This is a genomic window from Mesorhizobium sp. 113-1-2 (assembly GCF_016756475.1).
GTDB classification, from domain to species: Bacteria; Pseudomonadota; Alphaproteobacteria; order Rhizobiales; family Rhizobiaceae; genus Mesorhizobium; species Mesorhizobium loti_C.
Genome location: NZ_AP023242.1, coordinates 3,500,425 through 3,517,697, shown reverse-complemented (window position 1 = coordinate 3,517,697; position 17,273 = coordinate 3,500,425). Strand labels below are relative to the sequence as shown.

Genomic DNA, 17,273 nt, shown 5'->3' with positions numbered 1-17,273 from the left:
CTGCGAAATACCCCTAATAATGCTTTGGGCGGCTGGCGGGTTTTCTCAATGAGTGCGCATACCGGGCAGCGGGACGGCGAAAGCCGCTCGCTTGCCATTTTTGACCTGGACATCGCTGCAACCAGGAGCGGCTGGCTGCTGACTGCCTTGTGCCTGGCTTACGCCCTGGCCGCGCTTTGCCTGCAGCCCAGCCGCTATCTGCACCTGGCGCAATCCTACGCCCAGCCCTTCATCTTCTTCCTGCCCACGCTCCTTGCCGCCGGCCTCGGCCTGTTGGCGCTGACATTTGCTAGGCATAGCCCGACACGGTTCATGCTCGATATGCTCAGGCAGCGCTGGCTGGGCGCCGCACCGGTGATCCTTCTGTTCTTTCTCGGCATCACCGCCTTCACCACCTTCAAGATCGCCATCCCGGAGATCGTTCCATTCTATGCCGACCGCATGCTGGCGGAGCTTGATCTTGGGCTGCATGGCGCCGATCCCTGGATATGGGCGCACAGCGTCATTCCCGAACCCGTCTCGGCGGTCATTTTCCTCGGCTACGGATATGGCTGGCACGTTCAATGGTTCGGCACCTTGCTGTTCGTCGCGTTCTGGAACAACCCGGCAGGGCGTTTACGTTACCTCTGGACGTTGGCGCTGACCACGATCCTGTGCGGCACCGTCCTGGCCATGGCGCTGTCATCCGCCGGCCCGATATTTCATGACCAGTTCTACGGCGGCGACCGGTTTGCCGCATTGCAGGACGCGCTGACGCGGAACGACTACGCCGCGCCGGTCCACACCTATGCCAGCTATCTGCTCACGGCCTACGCAAGCGGCCGCCCCGAACTGGGCGGCGGCATCTCCGCCATGCCAAGCATGCATGTCGCCTTCGCTACGCTCAACGCGTTCTTCCTGAGCGGTTTCGGCCGCCGCTGGGCCGTCGCCGGCTGGTCCTTTGCAGCACTCATCCTGTTCGGCTCGGTCTACACCGGCTGGCACTATGCCGTTGACGGCTACCTTTCGATCCTTGTCGTGTCCGTGCTCTGGTACCTGACGGGCCGTTTCGTTCTGCCGCAGGCGAGCCGCGACGCCACCGTGATAGGACTGCCGCTGCCCGAACCGGCGTCGCAATGACCGGACCAGGCTGAAGCCGGGGCAGACCGTCCCTCCATTGCCCTTTGGGAGAGCCAGGCGGCATTCGCGCCGCCTGGCCTTGCCGGTTACTGGCTCGGCGCCATCGCGTGTTCGCACGACACTTTCGGGTTCATGTCGGCGAACGTGCCGGCCGGGTTGCCCTTCCAGGCCCAGACATGCAGTTCGTAGAATTCACCCAGGCCGTAGCGGTTGGGGGCGCTGTTGAAGTTGAACAGCTGTCCACCCAGCGACGCCGGGCCTTTGGAGGTGATGTATTCGACCGCCACGAGCTTCAGCGTGCCGTCGGCCATCGGCTCGTACATCACTGCTTCGGGACGGGCGATGTCGATCTTGTCGTCCTTCAGATACTGGCCGTTGACGTAGTGGATGCCCATGGCGCCGCCGGTGATGCCGCTGGCGCAGGGAATGGGCGCATAGCCCTCTTCTGTCGCCGCCTTGACGTCGAGAAACCGGCTGTTGGCGGCCCGCACCTTGTCGGCCAGTGGATTGGGACCGGACGCGGCTTCAGCCGCTTCCTGATGCGCCTGTGCGACGGTGGCGCAGACGGCCAGCATGGCCCCCGCCATGACCAGCCTGTTGCGAAAGTTTGATTTCATATCCATTCCATTCTTCTTGAAAAGCACAGCTGGCCGGCCGCCGGAAATACGGCGGCCCAGCAGGCAAGCGCTGTGACTGTTGTTGCTTGGAGATCCCGGTGTGACGCCTGCCGGGAGGGATCATCCCTTCGGCAGATACGGGATCGTTCCGGCCAGATCGGTGTCGTCGATCAGCTGGAAGCGGCTGTCGCTGCCGTCCTGACGGGCCGAAACGAAAGGCGCATAGGACGGATCATTGGTAAAGGCGCGCGCAGCCGCTTCCGACGGGAACGCCATCAAGGCGATCAGCGTGGTGTCGAGCGGCTTGCCTTCAAGCGTCTTCACATTGCCGCTGCGCGACAGATATTTGCCGCCATGCTTGTGGACGATGTCGTGCACCGAGGCCGCGTATTCCGGCACCCATTTCGGGTCCTTCATCTTGATGTCGGCGATAACGTAAGCAGTCATGGTCGTCTCCTGGTTGCGGCGCACAGGGGTATCCCGTGCAACCGGCCAAAGGGCTCGCATGGCAGGGCCCTCGCCAACCAGTCCGCGATCTGTACTGGGGTGGTACAGTTTCCGTACTGGCCGCTTCATTCATGAAGGCCTAATGTTCGGCCCAACTTCGAGGGAGGAACGCCAATCATGAGCCAGCACGGATACAAGCAGTTCTGTCCGCTATCGATGGCCGCCGAGGTGCTGTGCACCCGCTGGACGATGGTGCTGATGCGCGAATTGGTGGCCGGTTCGACCCGCTTCAACGATCTGCGCCGCGGCGTGCCCAAAATGTCGCCGACCCTTCTGTCGCAACGGCTGAAGGAGCTCGAGCTGGCCGGGATCGTCGAGCGTAAGGAGGTTCAGGGCGAGAAGGGGATCTTCGACTACCAGCTGACCGAGGCTGGCCGCGATTTGCGCCCCGTCGTCGAGGCGATGGGTTTCTGGGGGCAGAAATGGGTCGAGTCCCGGCTGTCGCTCAAGAACCTCGATCCGTCGCTGCTGATGTGGGACATGCGGCGCAATCTGAACCCCTCGCCGCTCCCCGAAGGACGCACGGTGATACAATTCCTGTATCAGGACCTGCCGGCGTCCAAACGGTCATGGTGGCTGATCGTCGAAAAGCACGGCGAGGTCGACCTGTGCTGGTACGATCCGGGCTTCGATGTCGATCTCTACGTCTCGACCGACCTGCACACGATGACGGCGATCTGGATGGGATTGCTGACCGTCGAGAAGGCCGGCGCGAAGGTTTCCCTGACCGGCGACCAGGCGATCGGCAAGAAGATGCAGACCTGGCTCGGGCTCAGCCCGTTCGCGGTCGAGCCTAAACGCGCTGCATAGGAGCGCCCAGTGCGCATTTGCCTTGTCGGCCTGGCGGCGGCTCAGGCGCGCTTGCGCTCCCTATCATTCGCAAGGTGATAGGGTTGCACGAGGACTTCGGCAGGAATGTTCCATTCCTTGTTCAGCTTGAAGATCATATCCACGGTAAGGGCCCGCTTTCTGTTCAGCACCTCGGTTGCCCGAGGTGATGACCCGATCACCTCAGCCAGAGCCTTTCGCGACAGGCTGAACAGTTGCATGTGCGACTGAATGGCTTCAACGGGATCGGGCGCTTCGATCGGGTAGTGCTTATCCTCGTAAGCCTCGATCAGCGTTGCGAGAACATCGAAGCGGTCACCATCGAGAGAGCCGACCTCCGGCTCATGCTCGAAATATTTGGTGATTTCGACGATCGCCCAATCATAATCGGCTTCGTTCTTAATGGGTCGAATATTCTCCATCACACCTTCTCCGGATCAATCTTGTCATACTCTTTGTGTGTTCCGACGAATTTGATCAGGACCCGGTGAAATTTGTAGGCCACGTGGACAATCAAGCGGTACTTGTTGCCGCCAATGTCGAAAATGACACGATTGTCACCCACGAAATCGACTGTCGTTCCAAACGCATCCTTGATATCTGTCGGAGTCTTCCAGTCAGCATTGCTGACAGCCACATACCAAGCCGTCAAAGGAGCTTCGGCCTGATTGTGTTTGGCCCAAAAATCCTTCAGCGCTTTCTTGGCGATGATCTGCATGTCTCGATATAGCAACTTCCCAATTTGGGAACAAGAGGGAGTTTTCCCAATCTGGGAAGAGCCCGTGCGAGGCATCCTGACAGTTGGCAGGAAACGGGTGGCGGGGCCGGCTTCCGACGGCTTCAATGCGGCCATGTTCATCACCCTGGCCAGAGACCTGAAATCCACTCCGCTGCCGGTCACTGATGACCCGCGTTGGGCGCGCATCGTCGTGCGCGATAAATCGGCGGACGGCGCATTCTGGTATTCGGTGGCGACGACCGGCGTCTATTGCCGGCCTTCCTGCCCGTCGCGGCGCGCCAACCCCGCCAATGTCCAGCTGCACGACACGCTGGCTCAGGCGAAGGCGACCGGCTTCCGCGCCTGCCGGCGCTGCAAGCCGGATGGCCCCTCGCTCGAGGCCGGCAATGCCGCCATGGTCGCCGATGCCTGCCGCAGGATCGAACACAGCGAGGAAGAGCCCTCGCTCGCCGAACTGGCTGGTGCCGCCGGCCGCAGCGCCGGCTATTTCCACCGCGTCTTCAAGGCGATCACCGGGCTGACGCCGAAAGACTATGCCGCGGCGCACCGCGCCGCCCGAGTCCGCCAGGGCCTCGAGGACGGCGCCAGCGTGACGGCGGCGATCTACGATGCCGGCTTCAATTCGAGCGGGCGCTTCTACGAGAAGTCCACCGGCATGCTCGGCATGACGCCGACGCGCTACCGCGCCGGTGGCGCCAACGAGGACATACGCTTCGCCGTCGGCGAGACCACGCTCGGCGCCATACTGGTCGCGTCGAGCCGCAAGGGCGTCGCCTCGATCCTGCTCGGCGACGATCCGGACGCGCTGGTGCGCGACCTGCAGGACCGTTTCCCCAAGGCGCGGCTGATCGGCGGCGACCGCGACTATGAGGCGCTGGTCGCCCGCGTCGTCGGCTTTGCCGAGGCCCCACAGCTCGGTCTCGACCTGCCGCTCGACGTGCGCGGCACCGCCTTCCAGCAGCGCGTCTGGCAGGCGCTGCGCGATATCCCGGTCGGCGGCACGGTGTCCTATGCCGAGATCGCCGAGCGCATCGGCACGCCGAAGGCAACCCGCGCCATCGCCGCCGCCTGCGCCGCCAACGCCCATGCGGTCGCCATTCCCTGCCACCGCGTGATCCGGAAGGACGGGGCGCTTTCCGGCTATGCCTGGGGCGCCGAGCGCAAGCGCGCGCTGCTCCACCGCGAGGCCGGAGGGTCGGCGAAGACCTACCGGTCCTCGCGGGCCTGACCAGGACCGGTGATGCGCACGATGGCAAGGTCTTCCGCCGCCGGTGCGAACAGCCAGATCGCCAACGGTGCCGCCATCGACGCGAAGTCGCAGGTCTTGGCCGCGATCGGCGAACTTGTCGATGATGGCAAGGCTGAGTGGAGCCGCACCGCGACGGGCGAGGTTGAATTGCGGCTGTTGAGTGGGCAGGTGTTCCTGCTGGGTGAGGCCACCGTCACGCGTGTCTCATAGGCACACTCAGCGCTCTACGGCGCCCCCCTCTGTCCTGCCGGACATCTCCCCCACGAGGGGGGAGACCGCTATCATCGCGGCCTTCGCAAATTTTCAACTTCGCGGGAAGAGCGGGGCGCCAAAGCTGCCAATCTCCCCACCTGTGGGGGAGATGTCCGGCAGGACAGAGGGGGGGCGCCGTAGAGCGCTTACCTTGGCATTGTCGGCCCCTCAAACCCCTTCGATTTGAATTTGAAAGCAAGCATCGGAGTGAGGGCCGACCGGCACACCGCTAGGGTTCAGTCACAACAAGGAGTGAAGGCAATGAACCTCATGCAAACCCACATACCGGCGACAGCCCGCAACGCTGTCGCCCTCAACACCATCACCTACGCCATCGGCCAATCCGCGATAGGTAAAATCCTGGCGGCGCGCAGCCATATCGGCGTCTGCGCCATCCTCATCGGCTCCGGCGCCGAAGCGCTGGAGCAGGATCTCGCCAGCCGCTTCCCCGGCAAGGTGCTGGTCGAAGACAAGGCCGCCCTGTGCGACGATCTCGCGGCGATAGCCCGCTTCATCGAAACCCCCGGCGCAGGCCTCGACCTGCCGCTCGACATGCGCCACGGCACGCCGTTCCAGCAACGTGTGTGGGAGGTGTTGCGCGCCATCCCCTGCGGCGCCACCATCACCTACACCGCGCTTGCCCGGCACCTTGGCCAACCGAACGGCGCTCGTGCCGTGGCGACCGCCTGCGCCGCCAACGCCATCGCGCTCGGCATTCCCTGCCACCGCGTTGTCCGAACCGACGGCACGCTGTCGGGCTACCGCTGGGGCATCGAGCGCAAGCGCGCTTTGCTGGATAAGGAGGCCCAGATATGAACGCCCATGCCAGGGTTGCCGCATCTGCGGTGGAAGTCGCCGAGACACGCGTCGGCGCTTACGAGTGGCCGGCGCTGGCCGCCGAACTCGACGGTTTCGGCTGCGCGGTGATGCAAAAGCTGCTCTCGCCCGAGGAGTGCCGGCGGATCGCCGGCCTCTACCCCCAGGAGCAGCATTTCCGCAGCCATGTCCACATGGCCAGGCACGGTTTCGGCAAAGGCGAATACCGCTACTTCCGCTATCCCTTGCCGGACCTCATCGGCGGCCTGCGCAGCGCGCTTTATCCCCGGCTGGCCGAGGTCGCCAACCGATGGAACGAGCGGATGGGCATCGCCCTGCGCTACCCTGGCATGCATGCCGAGTTTCTCGACCAGTGCCACGCCGCCGGCCAGGTCAGGCCGACGCCGCTTTTGCTGCAATATGTGCCGGGCGACTTCAACTGCCTGCACCAGGACCTCTATGGCGACCTCGCCTTTCCCCTGCAGGTGGCGATCCTGCTCTCCGAGCCGGGTGAGGATTTCACCGGTGGCGAATTCGCGCTGACCGAGCAGCGGCCGCGCATGCAGAGCCGGGTCGAGGTGGTGCCGTTGCGCCAGGGCGACGCGGTGGCCTTCGCCGTCCACAACCGGCCGGTGCAGGGAACCAGGGGCAACTACCGCGTCAATCTGCGCCACGGCGTCAGCCGCCTGCGCTCAGGCATGCGTCACACGCTCGGCATCATTTTTCACGACGCGAAGTGAACGCCGGCTCACGCCTCCCAATAGGGCGGATCGCCAAAGGCATTGCGTAGCCATGCGGTAAGTGCGCGCAGTTTGGCGGATCCGCGCCTGTCCTCGGGACAGGCGATATAGAGGCTGGCCCCTTCAGGCTCGGCACCGACATCGACGACCGTCAACCGCTTGTCGGCGATCTCGGTCCGGATGAAGTAGGCGGGGAGCAGCGCCAGGCCGAGGCCGGCAAGTGCTGCGTCGCGCATCAAAATCCCATTGTTGACGCGCAGCGCGGTTTCCGGGCGGATCGTCACCAGCCGCCGCGAAATCTTGAACCGCCAGTCGGCGGCACCCCGGATGGAATAGATGATGCCCTTGTGGCGTTTCAGCTCGTCGGTGTTTGCCGGCAGTCCGAAGCGCTCGATATAGTCCGGTGAGGCCACGAGGAAGCGACGGCTGGAAGCCAGCTTCCTGACGATGACAGGTCCGTCATCGACGACCGGCCCGTGACGCACAATGGCATCGTAGCCATCGGCCACCACGTTGACGAAACGGTCGTCGACATCAAGCGTCAGTTCGATCCCCGGGTGCCTGGCCAGGAAGCCGTAGAGCGCCGGGCCGAGATGGAGGATGCCGAAACTGGTCGGCGCCGATATTCTGAGCGGTCCAGCGAGGTCGCCGCGATGTTCGGCGATCTCGGCGCGGGCATCGGTCACCTCCTGCATGATGCGCTTGGCGCGCTCGTAAAAACCGCGCCCCGCTTCGGTGATGGAGAGCTTGCGGGTGGTGCGGTCCAGCAGCCTTGCGCCAAGGCTGCGCTCGAGCTCCGACAGCCGCTCGCTGATGACGGACTTGGACAGGTTCATGCGCCTGGCCGCTTCGGTGATCGAACCGGATTCCGCGACGGCGACAAAGGCGGCGGCGGATTCGAGCTTCAACATTGTTCGGTTTTCCCGAATTCACAATCAGGCGACCGACGCCTAACGAAATCAAGGGCATGGTGCCATAGTCGAAAAGGCCGCGATATGGCGGCGGCAGAATAAAAGCTCGGGGTAATGCATCATGTTTCGTTCCTTGGTTATCGTGCTTGGTCTGCTGTCACTCGCCGCTCCGGCCTCCGCGCGCGTGACCCCGTTTCCGACCGGCTTCAAGACGCAGTCGATCGAGACCAACGGCACCAAGCTTTATGTGCGCGTTGGCGGACAAGGACCGGCTGTCGTGCTGCTGCACGGCTTCGCCGATACCGGCGACATGTGGGCACAGGCGGCGATAAAGCTGATGAAGGATCACACGGTGATCGTGCCGGATCTGCGCGGCATGGGCCTTTCGGCGCATCCGGACAGCGGCTACACCAAGAAGAATCAGGCGGCCGACATCGCTGGCGTGATGGACGCGCTGAAGATCGACAAGGCCGACCTGGTGACGCACGACATCGGCAACATGGTCGGCTATGCGCTGGCCGCGCAATATCCCAAGCGCATCACGAAATGGGTCGTCATCGACGCACCGCTGCCGGGCATAGGCGACTGGGACAAGATCAAGCAAAGCCCGCTGCTCTGGCACTTCAACTTCCGCGGCCCCGACATGGAGCGGCTGGTCGCTGGCCGCGAGCGCATCTATCTCGACCGCTTCTACAACGAACTGTCGGCCGACCCGAAGAAGATCGACGAGGCGACGCGCGTCCACTACGCGAAACTCTATGCGCGGCCGCATGCCATGCATGACGCCTTCGAGCAGTTCAAGGCATTCGACCAGGACGCCATCGACAACCAGGCAATGCTTGCCACCGGCGGCAAATTGCCCATGCCGGTGCTGGCAGTCGGCGCGGAGAAATCGGCAGGCACGACACAGGCCGACACCCTGCGCTTCGTCGCGTCGGACGTGACCGGCGCCATCGTGCCCGCATCCGGTCATTGGATCATGGAGGAAAACCCGGACGCCACGGTCAAGCTCATCACCGATTTCCTCGCCAGATAACCGCGCGAAGTGGCCGATATTGTTCTGGCGGCCGCGAACTTGGTGAAAGAGGACGCCGCCAGACAAATCCATCAGCCGTCGGCGGCGATCATGTCCAGGATCCAGGGGCACGCATAATAGTCGGCGATGCGATCGATGACACCGCCCTGCGCATGTATCCGCACGAGATAGGCCGGCCGCCATTCCCCGCCACGCCGCCTGTCGACGACCAGTACCGCCTCCCCTTCGATCGCATCTGGCCGCATGCGCCAGGGCTCGCCGCGCTCATATTCGACGAAATAGGGCGAGCGGGAGAGCAGGCCATTGTAGCAGTCCGAAACCCGCAGCCGGGCATCGGCGCTGGTCAGCGCCCGCACCCCGTCCCAGTCCCTGGCATTGAAGAGTTCGACATAGCGGCCGAGCAGCCGCTCCAGTTCGGGATCGTGTGCGGGTGCCGCGGCCGGCTGCGCCGGTAGAGCGGCGAGCTTGGCGCGGCCGCGATTGAGCGCCGATTTGACGCCACCGGTTGTCGAGCCGACCAGGTCGGCGATCTCGTCGAGCGAATGGTCGAAGACATCCTTGAGCAGCACGCAGGCGCGCTCCTTCGGCGGCAAGTGCACCACCAGCCGCTCGATGGCGCGGCCGGCACCCGGGCCGGCGGGTTCGACGGGCAGCACGATCTCATCCCCAGCATAGCCTGCCTCGGCCTTGAGCCGCGTGCGGCGGTTGCGGATGAAGTCGATGCAGCGATTGTGAGCGATGCGGAACAGCCACGGTCGCAAGGCCTGCGCATCGTCGAGCAGCCCGATCTTGCGATAGGCCTCGAACAAAGCCTCCTGCATGATGTCTTCACCGTCGAGCGCCGAGCCGGTCATGCGCGCGCAATAGCGGTGCAGGCGGACGCGCAAATGCGAGACCGTCTCCAGGAACGCCCTGTAGCGCAGGTCGAACAGGCCTTCGGGATCGAGGCGCAGCTCCATGCCTTGCCTCGTTTCAGGGGAATTGCGGATCTGCTGGTTCATCACAGCACGTGGCTCGGCGTTGCCACAGCATCGCGCAAGCGCCGCGCATCCACAAGCCGGCCCATTGTCACGCCGCCCTGTTGTCGGCGACATTGTCGCCAGCATCCGGCAGGCCCAACCTCGGCCGCACCCAGGCGGCGAAGCGGCCGATCGCATCGTCGGCTTCCGGCGCCTTGCCGGCCATCATCTGGAAGGAGTGCAGCATGTCGTCGAAGACGTCGAGACGCGCCTCGACGCCAGCCTGCCGCGCGCGTTCGGCGAACATGCGGCTTTCGTCGACCAGCGTCTCGTCGGCGCCGACCTGCAGGAAGACGGGCGGAAAGCCGCTCAAATCGGCATAGAGCGGGCTGACCTCCGAATCGAGCCGGTCGCGGTCGCCGATGAAGTTGGTCACCAGCCAGTCGACACCCCCCTTGGCGAAGAAGGGATCCTTTTCGCGGTTGGTTTCGTAGCTGGCAGCGGTCAGCGCCATGTCGAACCAGCCGGACATCATCAGCGTGGCGGCCGGCAGCGGTCGACCTTGCGCGCGCAGCCGCTGCAGGACGCCATAGGTCAGCACCGCGCCGCAGGAATCGCCCGCAAGCGCGATCGCTTTTGCGTCGAAACCCTGGTCGACGAGCCAGTTCCAGGCTGCCATCGCCGCTTCGAGCTGGGCCGGATACTTGCCCTGGTTCGCCAGGGGATAGCCATAGAGCAAGGCCCGGCAGCCGACGGCCTTGGCCAGATGGCCGACCAGCTTGCGATGTGTGTAGATCGAGCCGCCGAGGAAGCCGCCGCCATGCGCATAAAACAGCACGCGCCGGTCGTCGGCGCCCTTCGGCACGATCCATAGCGCGGGCACGCCGCCGGCATCGACCTCGATATAATCGACGCCGCCGGGTTCGCCGGTCAGCGCCGTCCAACTGGCATCGTTGAACTCGACGAACGCCTGCGGGCTGGCCATCTTGCCCGCATTGGCGGCGATCGCCGCGTAGTGGTTCCTGTTTGCTTCGCTCTCAATGCTCGCCATGATGCTCTCCTGGGGTTACGGATCGCGGATAGCGACCTTCCAAGCCAGAGACGAATGGGCTGATCAAAAGGATACGTGGCTGCGCTGTTTTTTTGGATGGCTCGCCTCTGAAGGCCAAGGCCGGCGGGACAGCACCCCCTCTGTCCTACCGGACATCTCCCCCGCAAGGGGGGAGATTGGCAACTTCACCTGACGCGGCCTTTCTTCAACGCTGGAGATTAGCGAAAGCAGAGGTGACATCTGATCTCCCCCCTTGCGGGGGAGATGGCCGGCAGGCCAGAGGGGGGTGTGAAGGATCGCCAGCCCTCGCTATTGGCCGACAGGCGCAAGCCAATGAGCCGGGCAGCGCCTCGCCCTCACCTCGCCGGAGCGTAGCGGTTGACCACCATGCCGCAGCCATAGGCCTTCGAGCCGAGCAGCCGGAGGTTCTGAAAACCGCCCTGGTCGAAGATGCGGCGGCCAGCGCCCAGCACCGCCGGGTTGACGAACAGCTGGAACTCGTCGACCAGCCCGGCGGCGGTCAAGGAGGAGGCGAAGCCGGCGCCGCCGAAGACGGCGATATCCGCCCCCTCGCGCGCCTTCAGCGCCTCGACTTCGCGCGGCAGGTCGCCGCTCACCACCGTCGTGCGTTCCCATCGCGAAGCCTTCAGCCTGTCGCTCGGCACCACCTTCCGGGCCTCCACGATACGCTGGGCGAAGGCGTAGAACGGGTCGTGGGGAAACTTCTTCGCCGCGTTACCCCAATGGGTGAGATAGCCCTCCTCGGCCATCTTGCGGCTGAGCAGGATGATATCGATGCCGGCGAAGACGATGTTGAAATCGCGCTTTAGGTCCTCGTCCCAGCCGATGTTGTCGCCCCATTCCCAGAGCTGCCAGCGATGGTCGTCATTCGCGCCGACAAAACCGTCGACCGACATCTGCATCTGCAGGATCAGCTTTTTCATCGTCGTCTCCTCGTTTGTCCGGTTCAAGGGGAATTGGTTTACTTTTGGAACCATTGACGTGTGGGAAAAATGATGTCAAGAGTAAAGTGATTTAAAAATGGAACCATAGACATGTCGACGCGCGAAAGATCCGGCTGCCCCATCAGCCTGTCGCTGGAACTGCTCGGCGACCGCTGGACGCTGCTCATCATCCGCGACCTGGTCTTCGCCGGGAAAAAGCATTTTCGCGAATTCCTGCAGTCGGATGAAGGCATCTCCTCGCGCACGCTGGCCGAGCGGCTGCAGACGCTGCAGGACGAAGGCATCCTCACCCGCAGCGACGATCCGAGCCATGGGCTGAAGGCGATCTACCGGCTGACCGAGGCCGGCATCGACCTGTTGCCGGTGCTGGCCACGCTCGGCGCCTGGGGCAGCAAGTACCGCAAGGCCGACGATCAGCTCGCCCGCATCGCCGACGAGCTGGCGGCCGGCGGCGAACCGGCGCTGGAGCGGATCAAGGCGGCGCTGCGGGCGGAGCATCTGGCGAACGCTTGATCACCGAAGCTCTTGAAGGACGTCCCAAGGCCGAGGCCGGCGCGTTGCCCAGCGGCACGGCGGATCATCATCGATCCTCATATTCATCGTGAAGGCGGACCCAATCGCCCAGCGTATGCGATGGCCCGTTTTCATTGCGGCCGATGGGAGTGAGGTCGAGATAGCTGTAGGTCCCGATCAGGTTCTCGCCGCCCCGGCTCCGCACCTGGAAAGTGCAATAGATCTTGCCGTCGTCATCCCGGTAGAAAACGGTCGCGCCACCGCGATCCCTGCCTGTCATCGCGACCTCTTCAAAATTGAAGAGCACCTTGCCCGAACTGATCTGGTCCTCGGTGAACGACACCTGGAAGTCGAAATTGAAATCGCTCCCGAACGACGAAACCCAGTCGAACTGCCAGTTCATCCGCGCCTTGAAATCCATGAGCTCGGCCAGAGGAGCGCGCGCGCAGACGACCAGGGAGACGTCGTGATGCCTGAGATGCTGGTTGGCGGCGTCGATGTGATCGCAAAGGAATGAACAGCCGGTACAGCGATAGTCCGCATTGGGCGGAAACATGAAGTGATAGACGATCAGCTGGCTGCGGCCGGCGAAGAGATCGGCCAGCGATTTCCGTCCCTCGCTCGTATCGAAAACGTAGGGCTTGTCGATCCGCAGCCACGGCAATGCCCGCCGGTCCGCCGCGAGCTGCTGACGCTGGCGCGTCAACGCCTTTTCTTTCCCGAGATGCGATTTGTGCGCTTCAAACCACTCCGAGTAAGGCGCGATGATGTGGTCGGTCATGTCGTCCTCCTTACGCACTCAGGCGTATGCTGCAGCCTCGTTGCCCGTCTCTAGGACGTTGTTGAAAACCGCGATCCGACATTTGGCTGTGCAGTTTTCGCGGGAAGAGCGCAGATGATACAGCCGAACGCGGACATACCGCTTGACAGCTGTACGCGTTATGTTCTCTATTCGTTCTAATCCATCAGCAACCGTGGATATGCAGCCGGATGGAAACCACAGCCACCATCCTGCATGCCGATCTCGATGCCTTCTATGCCTCGGTCGAGCAGCTGCTCGACCCGTCGCTGCGCGGCAAGCCGATCGCTGTCGGCGGCGGTGTGGTGCTGGCGGCTTCCTATGAAGCGCGCGCCTTCGGCGTGCGCGGCGGCATGCCCGGGCGCAAGGCACGCGAGCTTTGCCCGCAGCTGATCTTCGTCGGCGGCAATTTCAGCCACTACCAGCGGCTGGGCGACGCGGCGATCAAGGTGCTCGACGATTTCACGCCGGTGGTCGAGCGCATTTCCATCGACGAGGCCTTTGCCGATGTCGCCGGCTGCACGCATCTGTTCGGCTCCCCGCAAGAGATCGCCACGGCGATCCGCCGCCGCGTGCGGGCCGAACTCGGCCTGCCGATCTCGATCGGCGTGGCGCGCACCAAGCATCTGGCCAAGATCGCCTCGCAGGTCGCCAAGCCCGACGGGTTGGTGGTGGTCGATCCCGGCACGGAGCTCGCCTTCCTGCACGATTTGCCGGTCGGCCTGATGTGGGGCGTCGGGCCGGCGACCAGGGCGCGGCTGGCCGAGATCGGCGTCGAGACCATCGGCCAATTGGCGAGGACGCATAGCGGCGCATTGACCAGGCTGCTCGGGCCCGCCGCCGGCGAAAAGCTCGCCGCCCTGTCATGGAACCGCGACCCGAGAAAACTGGAGACCAGGCGCCGCGCGCATTCGGCCGGCGCGCAATCGGCACTTGGCCAGAAGCCGGCCGTGGCGCGGGTGATCGTGCCGACCTTGCTGCATCTGGCCGACCGCGTCGCCAGCCGGCTGCGCGCCAAGGCGCGGCCCGGCCGCACGGTGACGGTGCGCGTGCGCTTTGCCGATCTCAGCGCCGTCACCCGTTCGATCACGCTGGAGCAGCCGATCTCGGCGACCACCATGCTGGCCGAAATCGCGCAGGACCTAGTACGAGGCGTACTCGCCGATCATCCCCGGGAAAAGACGATCTCGCTGCTGGCGATCTCGGTCTCGCATCTCGAGGAAAGTGTCGAGCTGCAGCTCGATCTGCCGCTTGGCCTCGCCGACGAGAAGCGTCGCCCCGGCAGCAAAAAGGGCCTCGCCCGCTTCGGCGCCGACCGCGCCATCGACAAGATCCGCGAACGCTTCGGCAAACAGGCCGTCGGCTACGGCACCGTGGCGCTGGAAGCGGCACGCTCCGTGCCCGACGAATTCAGGGAATTGGCGGAAAAGGAACTGTGAGCGCGGGAAGCGTCAGCCCCCTCGCCCTACGGCTTCCGGATCAACGCCCGGACGTGGCAGGCGCGGCGGTCACGGCGGACAGCAGCTCGCGCTTCACCAGCACCGGCTTCAGATATGTCTTCTTCACGGCAAAGTCCCCCAGCCCAAGCGGCTGGCGGCAGTAACATCCGGCCAGCGCGGCTTGTCAAGAAAATGCGGACTCCGACCTCGCGAGCCGCTTCTTGTCCTGAGGCTCTCCCGGCGATCATCGCGACAATCGAGGTCGCTGACGGGCGAGCCCGGCCCTCTCGCCGTGAAATGCTTGCCAAATCCCGCCATGCCGCCCATACCAACGGCTCGGGTGGATCGCCTGTCGAGAGGTCCGCGCCTCCCCTCTTTTGCCAGAGATACTGTCCGATGTCAGCGACGCCGTACCCTTGGTCGAAGCCGTGACGGCCTCCTCCCCCGCCCCGTCCCTATCGCTTGCCAGCCTTGGATGGTCGGATTTTTTCGGCGACCAGCTTGAACCGGGCGAGGCAAACCTCATCCCGGTCCGCATTGCCATGGTGCATCGTGATCGCCTGAGCGGCCTGTCCCAGACGGGACAAATCGACCTGACGCTGGCGCCGCAGGCCAACACTGGCGACTACGCCGTCGGCGACTGGGTGCTGGTCGAGCCGCATAGTCACCTCTTGCGCCGCCGCCTGACGCGCAAGACGGTGCTGGAACGCCGCACCCAGGGTGGCCGGGTGCCGCAGCTGGCCGCGGCCAATGTCGACACGCTGTTCATCGTCACCTCCTGCAATGCCGATTTCAACATCGCCCGGCTCGAGCGCTATCTGGCGCTGGCCAACGAGGCCGGAACGACACCCGTCATCCTGTTGACCAAGGCCGACACAGCTGAAAACGCCGAGGCGTACCAACGCCAAGCCTCCGCGCTGCAGCGCGGATTGGCGGTGGTGACGCTGAACCCGCGCACGTCGGATGCCGCGGCAGCACTCGCCGCCTGGTGCGGCACGGGGCAGACGGTGGCGCTGATCGGCTCCTCCGGCGTCGGCAAATCGACACTGGTCAACACGCTGGCCGGATCGGCGCAGCAATCGCCGCAGCAGACCGGAGCCATTCGCGAACACGACGCCAAAGGACGCCACACCACCACGGCACGCTCGCTGCATGCCATTGCCGGTGGCGGCTGGGTGATCGACACGCCGGGCATGCGCACGCTGCAGGTAAGCGACGTCGGCTACGGCATCGACACGCTGTTTGCCGAGATCACCGAGCTGGCACCGCTGTGCAAATTCCGCGACTGCACCCATGTGCACGAACCGGGCTGCGCGGTGCAGGCTGCCATCAAGGCCGGCACGCTCGATCCCGAGCGTCTTGCCCGCTGGCGCAAACTGTCCGAGGAAAACCAGCACAACACGCCGGTGCAGAGCGGGCCGCGTGGTAGCAAATCACCCGCCGGCCGTGGAAAGCGGCGCTGAAACGGCTACCCCTACTGCCCTACTGCCCTACTGCCCTACTGCCCTACTGCCCTACTGCCCTACTGCCCTCAAAGCCGCGCCGTACCAAAAACCCGGTCCCACAAAAGCGACGTCACGCCGAAATTGGCGTTGTCGTCGATATGGTGATGCACCGCGTGGCGGCGCTTGAGGGTGTAGAGATAGCTGGGATGGGCGGGATGCCAGTGGTGGATCATGTGGTGGACACTGATGTACCAGAGATAGCCCAGCATCAGCCCGCAGCCGACCGCGCTGGCGGTCGCGAAATCCGAGATCAGCCAAACGGGCAGTGCGATCAACGCATGCACGCCGAGACTGAGCCAGGTCGGCGTGCCGACCGGACTGCGCTCCTCGACATGATGACGGTCGTGCAGATCCCTGATGTAGGGCACGTGATGAAGGACGAAGCGGTGCAGGACATATTCGATCAACGTCCACAGAACGAGACAGATCAGCACCGTGCCGATCCATTCCGGCGCGCTCTCTTCCCCGGCCTCGATCAGCCCGGCCACCCCCAACAGGGCGATCACTAAGGGATAGACCACGAAATCGCTGTAGTAGCCGATCAGACCGAGTTGCATTCCCGATGCCCCAACTGATTTTCGACTCGCCCCAGAAACGACGCTAACAGATTGCCGAACTCGCGGGTGAGGTGCAATCCGGACGCATCTGACATAGCGTCGCAATTTCCCGGTGCAAGTTCGGCACCATGATCCCTGCAGAATCGGCCGACTCGCACCAGCACCGCAAACGGACATGCAATCATGGCAAAACGCAGTGCGGGCCTGCTGATTTATCGTCGAAACGATGGGGATATCCAGGTGCTTCTGGTTCATCCCGGCGGCCCCTTCTGGGCGAAGAAGGACGATGGCGCCTGGTCGATCCCGAAAGGCCTCGTCGACGAGGGCGAGGACGAACTGGCGGCTGCACAGCGCGAGACCGGGGAAGAGCTCGGCATCACCGTCGACGGCCCCTTCACGCGCCTCGGCGCCTACAAGCAACCGGGCGGCAAGATCGTCATCGCCTGGTCCGTCGAGGCCAGAGCCGAGATCGATGTCGCCGCCATCAAGAGCAACAATTTCACGATGGAATGGCCGCCGCGGTCCGGGTCGATGAAAGAATTTCCCGAGGTCGACAGGGCCGGCTGGTTCAGCCTGTCCGAGGCCGAGGTCAAGATCCTTGCGGGCCAGCGCCCGATGCTGGCTGACTTGGCGAGGCAACTGGATGCCGGGTGATCGCCGGCGCCAGTTTC

The 17,273-nt window shown here is 64.1% G+C and carries 21 protein-coding genes; 11 read left to right on the top strand and 10 right to left on the bottom strand.

Annotation, left to right across the window (positions count from 1 at the left end):
* The first annotated feature begins 48 nt into the window (after positions 1–48).
* The gene (locus JN279_RS16985) at positions 49–1,119 is read left to right on the top strand and encodes a phosphatase PAP2 family protein (RefSeq protein ID WP_096447956.1); all 1,071 of its coding nucleotides are present in this window, start codon (positions 49–51) and stop codon (positions 1,117–1,119) included.
* Between the two features lie 86 nt (positions 1,120–1,205).
* On the opposite strand, the gene JN279_RS16980 is transcribed toward JN279_RS16985, so the two are convergent.
* Together JN279_RS16980 and JN279_RS16975 are read right to left on the bottom strand one after the other, a co-directional pair.
* Positions 1,206–1,742, bottom strand: a complete 537-nt coding sequence (locus JN279_RS16980) for a hypothetical protein (RefSeq protein ID WP_202353436.1) — start codon at positions 1,740–1,742, stop codon at positions 1,206–1,208.
* Positions 1,743–1,856: 114 nt separating this feature from the next.
* Positions 1,857–2,183, bottom strand: a complete 327-nt coding sequence (locus JN279_RS16975) for a DUF1330 domain-containing protein (RefSeq protein ID WP_096447958.1) — start codon at positions 2,181–2,183, stop codon at positions 1,857–1,859.
* 177 nt (positions 2,184–2,360) lie between these two features.
* Between JN279_RS16975 and JN279_RS16970 the strand changes: the two genes are divergently transcribed.
* On the top strand, positions 2,361–3,053 hold the full coding sequence (locus JN279_RS16970; protein WP_096447960.1) for a winged helix-turn-helix transcriptional regulator: 693 nt from the start codon (positions 2,361–2,363) through the stop codon (positions 3,051–3,053).
* Between the two features lie 41 nt (positions 3,054–3,094).
* Here the strand turns inward: JN279_RS16970 and JN279_RS16965 are convergent, their stop codons facing one another.
* Both JN279_RS16965 and JN279_RS16960 read right to left on the bottom strand, forming a co-directional pair.
* Positions 3,095–3,493, bottom strand: a complete 399-nt coding sequence (locus tag JN279_RS16965) for a helix-turn-helix domain-containing protein (RefSeq protein WP_096447962.1) — start codon at positions 3,491–3,493, stop codon at positions 3,095–3,097.
* Entirely contained in the window at positions 3,493–3,789 is a 297-nt protein-coding gene (locus JN279_RS16960) for a type II toxin-antitoxin system HigB family toxin (RefSeq protein ID WP_096447964.1), read from the bottom strand. Before JN279_RS16960 ends, JN279_RS16965 begins: the two co-directional genes overlap by 1 nt.
* Before the next feature lie 133 nt (positions 3,790–3,922).
* On the opposite strand from JN279_RS16960, the gene ada reads away from it, so the two are divergent.
* The 4 genes from ada to JN279_RS16940 all read left to right on the top strand — a co-directional run bounded on the left by ada (position 3,923) and on the right by JN279_RS16940 (position 6,867).
* Complete coding sequence (gene ada, locus JN279_RS16955) at positions 3,923–5,038, top strand: bifunctional DNA-binding transcriptional regulator/O6-methylguanine-DNA methyltransferase Ada (protein WP_202353748.1); 1,116 nt, start codon at positions 3,923–3,925, stop codon at positions 5,036–5,038.
* Positions 5,039–5,050: 12 nt separating this feature from the next.
* A complete protein-coding gene (locus tag JN279_RS16950; protein ID WP_202353435.1) occupies positions 5,051–5,269 on the top strand; it encodes a hypothetical protein in 219 nt (72 codons plus the stop codon).
* 303 nt (positions 5,270–5,572) lie between these two features.
* Entirely contained in the window at positions 5,573–6,127 is a 555-nt protein-coding gene (locus JN279_RS16945; RefSeq protein ID WP_202353434.1) for a methylated-DNA--[protein]-cysteine S-methyltransferase, read from the top strand.
* A complete protein-coding gene (locus JN279_RS16940) occupies positions 6,124–6,867 on the top strand; it encodes a 2OG-Fe(II) oxygenase (RefSeq protein ID WP_202353433.1) in 744 nt (247 codons plus the stop codon). The genes JN279_RS16945 and JN279_RS16940 overlap by 4 nt, the downstream gene beginning before the upstream one ends.
* 8 nt (positions 6,868–6,875) lie before the next feature.
* Here JN279_RS16940 and JN279_RS16935 read toward each other — a convergent pair whose 3' ends face one another.
* Positions 6,876–7,778 (bottom strand): LysR family transcriptional regulator, encoded by a 903-nt coding sequence (locus JN279_RS16935; RefSeq protein ID WP_096447974.1) that lies wholly within the window; start codon positions 7,776–7,778, stop codon positions 6,876–6,878.
* A gap of 121 nt (positions 7,779–7,899) precedes the next feature.
* On the opposite strand from JN279_RS16935, the gene JN279_RS16930 reads away from it, so the two are divergent.
* Positions 7,900–8,814: an alpha/beta fold hydrolase gene (locus JN279_RS16930; RefSeq protein WP_202353432.1), complete on the top strand. Its 915-nt coding sequence runs from the start codon at positions 7,900–7,902 to the stop codon at positions 8,812–8,814.
* A gap of 71 nt (positions 8,815–8,885) precedes the next feature.
* On the opposite strand, the gene JN279_RS16925 is transcribed toward JN279_RS16930, so the two are convergent.
* The 3 genes from JN279_RS16925 to JN279_RS16915 form a co-directional block, all read right to left on the bottom strand.
* Positions 8,886–9,815, bottom strand: coding sequence for a sigma-70 family RNA polymerase sigma factor (locus JN279_RS16925; protein WP_096447978.1), 930 nt, complete (start codon positions 9,813–9,815; stop codon positions 8,886–8,888).
* Positions 9,816–9,882: 67 nt separating this feature from the next.
* Positions 9,883–10,824, bottom strand: a complete 942-nt coding sequence (locus JN279_RS16920; RefSeq protein WP_202353431.1) for an alpha/beta hydrolase — start codon at positions 10,822–10,824, stop codon at positions 9,883–9,885.
* A gap of 356 nt (positions 10,825–11,180) precedes the next feature.
* The gene (locus tag JN279_RS16915; protein ID WP_202353430.1) at positions 11,181–11,768 is read right to left on the bottom strand and encodes a dihydrofolate reductase family protein; all 588 of its coding nucleotides are present in this window, start codon (positions 11,766–11,768) and stop codon (positions 11,181–11,183) included.
* Between the two features lie 111 nt (positions 11,769–11,879).
* On the opposite strand from JN279_RS16915, the gene JN279_RS16910 reads away from it, so the two are divergent.
* Positions 11,880–12,302: a winged helix-turn-helix transcriptional regulator gene (locus JN279_RS16910; RefSeq protein WP_202353429.1), complete on the top strand. Its 423-nt coding sequence runs from the start codon at positions 11,880–11,882 to the stop codon at positions 12,300–12,302.
* Between the two features lie 67 nt (positions 12,303–12,369).
* Here JN279_RS16910 and JN279_RS16905 read toward each other — a convergent pair whose 3' ends face one another.
* On the bottom strand, positions 12,370–13,083 hold the full coding sequence (locus tag JN279_RS16905) for a DUF899 domain-containing protein (protein WP_202353428.1): 714 nt from the start codon (positions 13,081–13,083) through the stop codon (positions 12,370–12,372).
* Between the two features lie 209 nt (positions 13,084–13,292).
* Between JN279_RS16905 and dinB the strand changes: the two genes are divergently transcribed.
* Together dinB and rsgA are read left to right on the top strand one after the other, a co-directional pair.
* A complete protein-coding gene (dinB, locus tag JN279_RS16900) occupies positions 13,293–14,540 on the top strand; it encodes a DNA polymerase IV (protein WP_202353427.1) in 1,248 nt (415 codons plus the stop codon).
* 416 nt (positions 14,541–14,956) lie between these two features.
* Positions 14,957–16,003 (top strand): ribosome small subunit-dependent GTPase A, encoded by a 1,047-nt coding sequence (gene rsgA / locus JN279_RS16895; protein ID WP_202353426.1) that lies wholly within the window; start codon positions 14,957–14,959, stop codon positions 16,001–16,003.
* 68 nt (positions 16,004–16,071) lie between these two features.
* Here rsgA and JN279_RS16890 read toward each other — a convergent pair whose 3' ends face one another.
* On the bottom strand, positions 16,072–16,602 hold the full coding sequence (locus JN279_RS16890; protein ID WP_202353425.1) for a sterol desaturase family protein: 531 nt from the start codon (positions 16,600–16,602) through the stop codon (positions 16,072–16,074).
* Positions 16,603–16,785: 183 nt separating this feature from the next.
* On the opposite strand from JN279_RS16890, the gene JN279_RS16885 reads away from it, so the two are divergent.
* Entirely contained in the window at positions 16,786–17,256 is a 471-nt protein-coding gene (locus JN279_RS16885) for an NUDIX domain-containing protein (protein ID WP_202353424.1), read from the top strand.
* The last annotated feature ends 17 nt before the right edge of the window (positions 17,257–17,273 follow it).